We start from the raw sequence: 9,245 nt of genomic DNA, 5'->3' as shown, positions 1-9,245 counted from the left end.
GAAGTCGATCGCGATGCCCGCCGCGTCGACCGTCGCCGCTTCGGGCAGCACGTAGGACACCAACATGGTCGTACCGTTCGGTTGCCGTTTGCCCAAGGTCACCGCGAACTCGACATCCGGATGGCGGCTCAGCGCGTCATCGATCTCGCCCAGTTCGACGCGGAAGCCACGAACTTTCACCTGGAAGTCGGAACGTCCCAGGACCTCGATGCCACCCGAAGTCAGACGGCGGGCCAGATCGCCGGTTCGGTACATGCGCGACCCAGGACTACCGGCCTCACCGCCGAACGGGTTGGCCACGAATCGCTCCGCGGTCAGGCCCGGCCGGTTGAGATAGCCCTGCGCCAGCGCGGGACCCGACAGATAGAGCTCGCCGATCACTCCGGCCGGGGCCGGGCGCAAGCGGGAATCCAGCACGAACAGGCCGAATCCGGGAATCGCGCTGCCGATGGTGATCGTCTCACCCGGCACGAGCGGCGCGCTGCTGGTCGCGATGACCGTCGCCTCGGTGGGGCCGTAGCCGTTGATCATCGCGCGGCCGTCACCGGTCCACCGATTCACCAGGTGGGGGCCGAACCTGTCGCCGATGACCATGACCACGCGCAGGTCCGCCAGACCCGCGGGGTCGACCGATTCCAGCGCGCCGGGAGTGATGAGCATGTGTGTGACGCGTTCGCGCCGAAGCAGATCGGCGAGTTCGAACCCGCCGAACACCGTCGGCGGCGCGATGACCAGGGTCGATCCGGTGGCGAAGGCGAGCAGCAGTTCCAGCACCGACACGTCGAAGTTCGGCGAGCAGATGTGCATCACCCGCGAGCCTTCCGTGACGTCGTAGCGCTCGCGTTCGGACGCCACCATCGCGCCCAATCCGGAGTGGGTGACCACGACACCCTTGGGTCGGCCGGTCGAACCGGAGGTGAAGATGACATAGGCGGGATGCTGCTCGGTGAGCAGCCGAACCCGATCGGTGTACGAGACGGGGTGCGCGGGCCACCGCCCGATTCGCTCCTGGTCTTGCGGATCGTCGAGTTCGATCCACGGGAGAGAAGTGCCGAGCGCTTCTCGATAGGCGGAAGTGGTCAGGCCGAGCGCTGCTCCGGAATCGGACACCATGTAGGCGATCCGCTCGGGCGGATAGGTGGGATCGATCGGCACGTAGGCGGCGCCCGTCTTGGCGATCGCCCACACCGACAGCACCGACTCGAGGGAGCGCCGTATGCCGATGGCCACCACGTCGCCGGGGCCCAGTCCTCGGTCGATCAACTCCCGCGCCAGCCGAGACGACGATTCGTCGAGCTGCCGGTAGGTCAGCTGCACGGTATCGGCGGGATCGCCGGTCGGAGAGAACCGGATCGCCACCGTGTCAGCGGCTGATTCGACCGCGGCGGTGAGCAGTTGCCCGAAGAGGAGAGCGCCGGAGCGGCGACGGCGAATTCCACGCGCAGAACGGCGATCCATCTTCATTCCCGTACTTTCTCCTTCAGGTGGCGCCGGCTCTCACACCGAACACCCTCGATCCGACCCACAACCTCGCTACTTGCTCGCAATGGTGTCGCAGACACACTGGTAGTCCTCTCGCGAGAAGTCCAGAGTGCCTGCCCCCGCCCGGACAGTACACAGCCGGTGACCTGCCTACGGCACGGCATACGGCAGCGCCGGGCGAATTATGCTGCGTCTCACATCTTTCGCCGACCAGCGGCTCCAGTCCAGTGTCGCCGCTCCCCGCGACCCTCGGCCGGCTTGCTCTCCTGCCCGCGTGCCCCTGCCTCGGCGGCGCGGGCACCCGTCAGCTTGCTCTCTCGAGAAGGCCCGGCGCGACAAGCGATGTCGGTGACATCCATGGCGAATAGCCGGGTCGGCGGTCGTGTCCCGGACGCGGCGATCCCTCGGCAGCGTCCAGACCGGTTGCCGTCCGGGGCATCAGGGGAATGTGCAAGCGGGGCCGCCGCCGGAACTGTCGACGTACCCGGCGCGCAGCATGCGCAGTAATCGGCACAGCGCCTGGGTGGCGGATCCGGTCGAGGCCGACCCGGTCTCCGCGATGGGCGCCTGCTGTTCGGGCGGCGCGGCGGACGCGGTCGCCAGCGGAGCGAGGAGTGTGGCCGTCACGAGGAGGCTCGTGGTGATCGCCTTCATGGGCACGAGTATTCGGCGAACTCCCGCGCGTCGCACGACCCCATTCATCGGGGCGCACCACACGTCGTCCACCGGCCCTGCGCGCTCCCGCTGCGCGGGTGGCCGCCGCTATCGCTGTCCCAGCGGATACAGCGACCAGGCCGTCGCCTCGATCGGCACCGCCGCGCCTGGTCGGTACATCCGGCTCGTCTCGGATGCTGTGGGGAAGTCGGGATCGATCCCCATGATGACGCGCCCTTCGCTATCGACCAGCGACCAGCACCACCCGTCGGTCATAAGCCCGGAAGCGCGGAAGCGGAATCTCCTCGATCGAGGCGACCGGGACGTCCGAAAGCGACTGTCGGCCCGGCGTGCCGAAATGGGTTCGCTGCTGGCCTCCAGTCGGTCGGCCGAGGACCGGAGCCGGGCTGTATCGTCCCGCGGCGCGCGGCGAATACGGCGGCCGCGCCGGTGACGTGGATGCTTCCCGCCGCTGTCCTCGGAGACCGCAGCAGGCGTGGGCATGACGCCCGACGAGCGGCCATGACTTCGGACGGCCGCACGCCCGGCGATCGCCGGGCGTGCGGCTCGGAACCCACGCGGACCGGGTCCTCGGTTCTGCGTGATGGCCCCGTCCACGAGCCGGCGGCGCACACACGAACACCGAGTTGACGCTCGACATCTCGGCGAAGACCGGGATGGGCACGCGGCCGCGCCGCGGCGGCCGCGACGAGCCCACCGCGAGCCGGTGCAGCCGCCCGCCCGGATCCGTGGGTCGCGCACCAGCGCCGAGTCGGTGTCCCCGGCGCCGCGGCCGCCCCCGGCGCCATCACCGCCATCGACACCATTGGATCTGGCAGGACGGTCAGCGCGTCACCCGCGACCCCTGCCACGTCCGTCGAATCCCCGTGACGAACATGTGTTTGGAACCACGGCGAGGAGGCATTACCCCAGCGGACAAGCTCGACAAGGAGGTTCGGATGTCGGCTGGAGAATGGGCAATCATTGTCGTCATCGCCATTGTCGTCGTCGTGGCCATTATCGCCTTTCTGGTGTGGCCTGCGCTGCGCAGGCAGCGACTACGGCGCCGGTTCGGCCCGGAATACGACCGGACGGTCCAGGAACGCGAGGACCGCAAGACCGCCGAGCGGGAACTCGCCGAGCGCGAACGCAGGCACTCGCAATTGCGGTTACGCGACCTTTCGGACGACGAGAAACGGGTCTATTCCACCCGCTGGGTAGAGGTGCAGGAACGATTCATCGACGACCCCGCCGGGGCGCTGACCGAAGCCGACCGCCTCGTCACCACGATCATGTCTGAGCGCGGCTACCCCACGGAGAACTACGAGCAGCAGCTGGCGGATCTCTCCGTGGAGCACGCCGAGCCACTGGGCCATTATCGCGCCGCGCACGATATCGCGACTCGACCCGCGGGCGCCGCGGTGTCCACCGAGGATCGTCGCACGGCCATCGTGCACTACCGGGAACTGTTCGAGGACCTGGTCGGAGTGACCGGCCAGGGGAAGAAGGACGTGAAATAATGAGTACCGAGTCCGAACGGCGGCCGTACAGCGTTGAAACGGAAGGGGAGTCGGCGACAACGGGGGGAACCCGCGCCGAGTCGCAGTACGACAGGTCCGGCGAGGCCGAGCGGCGGCATGAAGCAGGCACGGTGGGCGAATCCGCGGCAACGCGGCCCGATGCCGAGCAGGCGGCGAACCCCGATCTGATCGACGAGGCCGGACGCGCACGGACCACCGCCGTCGCGTCCGAGCCGAATCGGCCCGGTCCCGTCGCCCAGGAAGCGGAGTCGGTCCGCGGGAATGCTTCGGCAGGACAGCACGCCACCGATGCCGAACACGCCGAGTTCGGCGACGATGCCGAGCGCGGCAGCATCGGGACGGCCGAACAAGCCGCTGCACGAGACTCGGGGACCGGCTCGGGCGTCACGCCGACCGCCGCCCCCGCGGCCGAAGGCCAGACCGCGCCGCTGTTCGCCGACGCCGACCTGGATCGCCTGCGCACCCAGTGGCGGGAGGCTCAGGTCACCTTCGTCGACAATCCGAGCGACGCCGTCGCCCGTGCGGACGCGCTGCTCAGCAACATCATCGACCACATCACCGCCACCTACCAGCAGCGCAAACGCGAACTGGACGAGCGGCGCGGCGACACGTCCGACACCGAGGGGCTGCGGCAGGCACTGCGCGGGTACCGGGCGTTCTTCGATCAGCTGCTCTCGATCGGCGGCTAGTCCCGGAAGTCGTTGCCCATGAGTGTCTTCCGACTGGCCGGCGGAACGGTCGATCACGCGACGAACTGGGTCGCCCGGCAAGTGAAAGCGCGGGTGCCCACCGCGGACCCCTCCGACCGTGACCCGAAGTTCATCGCGGACACCATGGGCCTCGGCTGGCTCTTGGTGCGCCTCTACTTCCGCGCGGAGGTGCGCGGCCTGGAGCGGATTCCCGAGCAAGGGCCGGTGTTGCTGGTGAGCAACCACTCCGGTGGGAACGTCTCGCCCGAGGTGCTGGTGACGACCCTGGCCTTCGTCCGGCGCTTCGGCCCGCACCGGCCCTTTTTCCAGCTCGCCCACGACATGGTGATGGCCTACCCGGTGATCGGCTCGTTGCTGCGTCGCTTCGGCACGGTGAACGCCGACCCGGGCAACGCCGAGCAGGCGCTGCGCGACGGCGCCGCCGTGCTGGTCTACCCGGGGGGTGACTGGGAGGTGCACCGCCCGACCTGGGAGGAGGACCGCGTCGACTTCGCCGGCCGCACCGGATTTCTCCGCCTGGCGTGGAACGAGCGGGTTCCGATCGTGCCGGTGGTGAACATCGGTGCGCAGCAGACCCAGTTGGTACTCACCCGCGGGGACCGGATCGCGCGCCTGTTGCGGCTGGACCGCATGCTGCGGCTGAAGGTGTTCCCCATTTCGATCGCTCTTCCGTGGGGGCTCGACGTCGGTGACCTCGCCGGGCATCTGCCGTTGCCCAGCAAGATCACCGTCGAGTTCCTGGACCCGATCGATCTCCGGGCGGTGTCGGGGCCCGAGCTCGATCTGAAGGCGGCCTACCAGCACGTCACCGGGATCATGCAAGAGGCGCTGACCAGGCTGGACTCGGAACGCAACCTGCCGATCGTCGGCTGACCGGATCCGACTGTGCATTCGCGGCCACCGACGATGCGTTTTATGGTACCGTTCGTAACATATATTCCTTCGTGTGATGGAGGTCTCCAGTGCGCGACATCGCGCATGAACAGGTCGGATGGTTCGCCGCACCCGGCGCCGAGGGCGGCGGAGCGGCGCTGGACCAAGTAGCGATCATGACCGGCGCCGCCGGAGTTGTGGCCTTGGCCCTGCTGTGGGTCGGGTATCTGCACCGGACCAGCCGGATCAGCTGGCTTCAGCGAGTCGCCGACCGGCTCGGCCGACTGCTCAACCGCCCCGGCTGGGTCGCCCTTCCGCTCGCGATGTTCCTCGCGACGATTCTGACCGCCTTGCTGGGCTTCATCTGGGATGTCAGTCTGCACGTGGGCAACGGCCGCGACAACGGGCCGCTGGCGAATCCGGCGCACTACTTCATCCTGGCGGGATTGTTCTTCTTGTTCACCGCCGGGATGTCGGCGATCGTGCTGCCCTTGGACGAAAAGCCCGGGGCCGCGGCGGTCCGCATCACCCGTACCTGGTACGCGCCCGTCGGCGGCATCCTGATCGCGGGCGCCGGTCTCTACGCCTTGATCGGCTTTCCCCTCGACGACATCTGGCATCGAATCTTCGGGCAGGACGTCACGTTGTGGGGGCCGACGCATCTGATGCTCATCGGCGGCGCGGGTTTGTCGCTGGTCGGTGTATTGCTGCTCGAATTCGAGGGCAGGCACAGCAGGCCCGACCCCGACCGAGCCGACGGCCGGTTGATGTGGCTGCTGCGGTCGTTCGCCTTCGGCGGTCTGCTCATCGGACTGTCGGTGTTCCAGGTGGAATTCGACTTCGGCGTACAGCAGTTCCGGCTCGTGCTGCAACCGATGCTCATCGCCGCTGCGGCGGCCATCTCCCTGGTCGCCGCGCGCGCGAGCCTGGGCCCGTTCAGCACGCTGGTGGTGGTCGGCTTCGCCGCGCTGGTGCGGACCGTGGTGGCCGTGCTGGTCGGCGGCCCGATCATCGACGCGCCACGCAATGTCTTCCCGCTCTATCTGGGCTGCGCGGTCGTGGTGGAACTGCTCGCCCTGCTACCGCTGACCCGGCGGCCGATCTGGTGGGGCGCGATCTGCGGCCTGGGAATCGCGACCATTGGGCTGTGGCTCGAATCGCTCTGGGTCGGTGCGATGTTCGTCAATCCGTGGCCGACCGCCATGTGGCCGGAACTGCTGGCGATGGCAGTGCCCATCGGCATCGCGGGCGGTGTCGTCGGCGCGCTGCTGGCGATGACCTTGCGGGGCGAGCCCCTGCCACGTCCGCCGGTGCGACGTGGGTTGATGATCGCCGCGGTCCTGATCGTGGCGGCCGCGACCGCCAACGGGTTGCTGATCGACGTACCGGAACAGGCCACCGCCACGGTCACACTGCGCGACGCCGGATCGGACACGGACGGAAGGATGGTGCTCGCGGACGTCCGCGTCACGCCCGCCGATCTCGTCGGTTCCGATCCCGAATGGATGCAGATCCTCGCCTGGCAGGGCGGGATCGGCTCGGACAGTCCCGGCCGTGGGCTGGTCGTCGACCACCTGCAGCGAGTGGAAGCCGGGCACTACGTCTCGACCGAACCTGTTCCGGCTCATGGGTCGTGGAAGACCGTCCTGCGGATGCAGGACGGGCGGGTCTTGACCGCGGCCCCCATCTTCATGGCTGCCGACCCCGGCATCGGCGTCGAGGAGGTGCCCGCGCTCGCCTCGTTCACCCGGCCGTTCATCGGGGAGATCTCCGTGCTCCAGCGGGAGCGGTCGTTCGACTACCCCTCCTGGCTGTTCGCCGCGGCGTCGCTCGTCGTGCTGGCGTGCAGCCTCATCCTCGTCGGGGCCCTGTCCTGGGGCGCGGCGCGGATCAACGACCGGTATCCGCGCACGAGCCGAACGGCCGTGCCGGAGCCGGCGGTTTCGCGATGACCCGTGGTTCCGACAGCGTCGACGTGCTGGCCGATCATTCGATCCTGCTCGCGATACCCGCCTTCTTGCCCGCCCTGCTCGTCGTCGCCGTCGTAGTGCTCGTCGCCGTGCGAGATCGTCGCGCCGAAGAGCGCGACCGAGCGTCCGGTTCGCCGTCCGAGCACGGCGGGGAGAAGGAGGAGTGATGGCATTCGTGCGGCATTGGGGCGTGCTCGTCCTCGTGGGTGGTCTGCTCGCGGCAGGCTGCGCCTCGTCGGATCCCGCCGCCACGCAGACGGCCACGGTGGCCGGCGACTCGGACAGTCTCGTCGTCGCCGTGCGGATCGCGGCCGGCTCGGTGAGCCCGGCCGACGTCCGACTGGAGACCAGGGTGGGACGATCGATCGAGATCGTGGTCGACAGCGACACCGACGACGAACTGCACGTCCATGCCACGCCCGAGCACACCTTCGCGATCGCCCCTGGTGCCGGTCAGCGGTTTCGCTTCATCGTGGATGTGCCAGGGCGGGTGGAGATCGAACTGCACCACGCCCGGCGCACGGTGGCGACGCTGCTCGTGCGCGGATGACAGTTCTCGCCCACGGCATCGGCGGCGCCACCGACCTGCCGATCCCGTTGTCGTACGCGCTCGTCGGAGCCGCCTGGGCCTTGACCTTCTCGTTCGCGGTGCTGATGCTCGCTTGGCGCGAACCCCGGCTCGATTCCCGGTCGCCGGGGGTCGCGCTGCCGTCGGTAGTGCGAGCGGTCGTGGACTCGAGGGCGGTTCGTGTCGTGATCTCGATGGTGAGCGTGGCCGTCACCACCGCCGTCGTCGCGATCGGCCTGTTCGGACCTTCCGACCCGGCACGCAATCCCGTCCCCGGTGTCGTCTACGTCTTCCTGTGGATCGGTGTCATGGTCGCCTCGCTGGTCGCCGGACCCGTGTGGAAGGTTTTGTCCCCAGTGCGTGCGGTGCATCGCGCCGTCTGCCTGGTGTGGGGGCGCCAGCCCACCGACGGTCTGGTGCATTATCCCGATTCTTGGGGACAGTGGCCCGCGGTGCTGGGTTTGTTCTCCTTCGTGTGGCTCGAACTGGCCTACCCGGAACCCGGGTCGGTGAGCGCCGTGACCACGTGGTTCCTGGCGTACCTCCTCGTAAGCGCGATGGGACTGATCGTGTGCGGCACCGCGTGGGCCGAGCACGCCGATCCGCTGGAGGTGTACAGCAGTCTGGTGGGCAGGCTGAGCCCGGTCGGACGACGCGACACCGATGCAATCGTCCTGCGATCGCCGTTGGACAACCTGGCGGGCACTCCGGTGCGGATCGGTGGGGTGGCCGTAGCCGCCACTCTGCTCGGCTCGACCGCGTTCGACAGCTTCACCACATTTCCTGCCTGGCGCGGGCTGCTGGCCGACGCCGGTGGCAGCGGATCCGATGTCCTGCCGACCCTCTTGAAGACGGCGGGGCTGCTGGGCTTCATCCTTGTCGTCGGTGTGGCGTTCCGGACCGCGTCCCGCGCTACCGGCGGCCTCTCCGCAGCCGAGCGGAAACTGCTTCCGGTTCGCCTCGCACACAGCCTGACCCCGATCGTCGCGGGCTATCTGGTAGCCCACTACCTCACGTTCCTGGTCGAGAAGGGCCAGGCGACGGTGCTTTTGTTCGCGGATCCGTTCGGACGAGGATGGAACTTCGTAGGCCTCGCCGACCGTGACGTCGCCTACATCCTGTCCACTCATCCCGCGGTGCTCGGGACGATCAAGGTGCTGGCCGTGGTGATCGGCCACATCCTCGGCGTAGCCGCCGCGCACGACCGTTGCCTACGGCTGCTGCCGCCGGCCCACCGAGTCACCGGTCAACTGACTCTGATGCTGGTCATGGTGGGTTTTACCTTCACCGGTCTCTACCTTCTTTTTCGGCCTTAGCCGCGGCTGGTGAGGTAGAGCGGGCCGTTGGCGATTTCGACGACATGGCCCATGTGGAAGCGTGCTGACGGGGGCTACTTGGCGGATTCTCCAGCGCCACTGTCAGGTCGCTGCTTTCCCGACGGGCTCGA

General features: G+C 68.4%; 9 protein-coding genes. 7 read left to right on the top strand and 2 right to left on the bottom strand.

The genetic code is table 11. From position 1 onward, the window contains the following. Together NA8_RS26835 and NA8_RS26830 are read right to left on the bottom strand one after the other, a co-directional pair. Positions 1 to 1,464, bottom strand: a 1,464-nt coding sequence (locus NA8_RS26835) for a non-ribosomal peptide synthetase (protein ID WP_157106939.1), incomplete at its 3' end; no start/stop codon positions are given. A 456-nt stretch (positions 1,465 to 1,920) separates the two neighbouring features. Next, a complete protein-coding gene (locus NA8_RS26830) occupies positions 1,921 to 2,136 on the bottom strand; it encodes a hypothetical protein (RefSeq protein ID WP_063053130.1) in 216 nt (71 codons plus the stop codon). A gap of 959 nt (positions 2,137 to 3,095) precedes the next feature. Here NA8_RS26830 and NA8_RS26825 point away from each other — a divergent pair. The 7 genes from NA8_RS26825 (at position 3,096) to NA8_RS26795 (ending at position 9,114) form a co-directional block, all read left to right on the top strand. After that, positions 3,096 to 3,656, top strand: coding sequence for a hypothetical protein (locus NA8_RS26825; RefSeq protein ID WP_063053129.1), 561 nt, complete (start codon positions 3,096 to 3,098; stop codon positions 3,654 to 3,656). Further along, entirely contained in the window at positions 3,656 to 4,366 is a 711-nt protein-coding gene (locus NA8_RS26820; RefSeq protein ID WP_063053128.1) for a hypothetical protein, read from the top strand. The genes NA8_RS26825 and NA8_RS26820 overlap by 1 nt, the downstream gene beginning before the upstream one ends. Positions 4,367 to 4,384: 18 nt before the next feature. Beyond that, positions 4,385 to 5,260, top strand: a complete 876-nt coding sequence (locus NA8_RS26815) for a lysophospholipid acyltransferase family protein (RefSeq protein ID WP_063053127.1) — start codon at positions 4,385 to 4,387, stop codon at positions 5,258 to 5,260. Positions 5,261 to 5,436: 176 nt separating this feature from the next. Next, positions 5,437 to 7,212, top strand: coding sequence for a hypothetical protein (locus NA8_RS26810; RefSeq protein ID WP_245664020.1), 1,776 nt, complete (start codon positions 5,437 to 5,439; stop codon positions 7,210 to 7,212). Next, a complete protein-coding gene (locus NA8_RS26805; RefSeq protein WP_063053126.1) occupies positions 7,209 to 7,397 on the top strand; it encodes a hypothetical protein in 189 nt (62 codons plus the stop codon). Before NA8_RS26810 ends, NA8_RS26805 begins: the two co-directional genes overlap by 4 nt. Next, complete coding sequence (locus NA8_RS26800; RefSeq protein ID WP_063053125.1) at positions 7,397 to 7,780, top strand: hypothetical protein; 384 nt, start codon at positions 7,397 to 7,399, stop codon at positions 7,778 to 7,780. Before NA8_RS26805 ends, NA8_RS26800 begins: the two co-directional genes overlap by 1 nt. Further along, positions 7,777 to 9,114, top strand: a complete 1,338-nt coding sequence (locus tag NA8_RS26795) for a hypothetical protein (protein WP_063053124.1) — start codon at positions 7,777 to 7,779, stop codon at positions 9,112 to 9,114. The genes NA8_RS26800 and NA8_RS26795 overlap by 4 nt, the downstream gene beginning before the upstream one ends. Positions 9,115 to 9,245 lie beyond the last annotated feature (131 nt).

It is taken from the genome of Nocardia arthritidis NBRC 100137 (assembly GCF_001612765.1).
In the GTDB taxonomy this organism is placed as follows: Bacteria; Actinomycetota; Actinomycetes; order Mycobacteriales; family Mycobacteriaceae; genus Nocardia; species Nocardia arthritidis.
The sequence above is the reverse complement of the archived record's forward strand: the minus strand, read 5'-3'. Positions and strand labels throughout refer to the sequence as shown.

What these genes read in the sequence shown, in the direction of transcription:
- NA8_RS26825 (WP_063053129.1), top strand. Translation starts at nt 3,096, where the DNA reads ATGTCGGCTGGAGAATGGGCAATCATTGTCGTCATCGCCATTGTCGTC.
- NA8_RS26810 (WP_245664020.1), top strand. Translation starts at nt 5,437, where the DNA reads ATGACCGGCGCCGCCGGAGTTGTGGCCTTGGCCCTGCTGTGGGTCGGG.
- NA8_RS26815 (WP_063053127.1), top strand. Translation starts at nt 4,385, where the DNA reads ATGAGTGTCTTCCGACTGGCCGGCGGAACGGTCGATCACGCGACGAAC.
- NA8_RS26830 (WP_063053130.1), bottom strand. Translation starts at nt 2,136, where the DNA reads ATGAAGGCGATCACCACGAGCCTCCTCGTGACGGCCACACTCCTCGCT.
- NA8_RS26800 (WP_063053125.1), top strand. Translation starts at nt 7,397, where the DNA reads ATGGCATTCGTGCGGCATTGGGGCGTGCTCGTCCTCGTGGGTGGTCTG.
- NA8_RS26820 (WP_063053128.1), top strand. Translation starts at nt 3,656, where the DNA reads ATGAGTACCGAGTCCGAACGGCGGCCGTACAGCGTTGAAACGGAAGGG.
- NA8_RS26795 (WP_063053124.1), top strand. Translation starts at nt 7,777, where the DNA reads ATGACAGTTCTCGCCCACGGCATCGGCGGCGCCACCGACCTGCCGATC.
- NA8_RS26805 (WP_063053126.1), top strand. Translation starts at nt 7,209, where the DNA reads ATGACCCGTGGTTCCGACAGCGTCGACGTGCTGGCCGATCATTCGATC.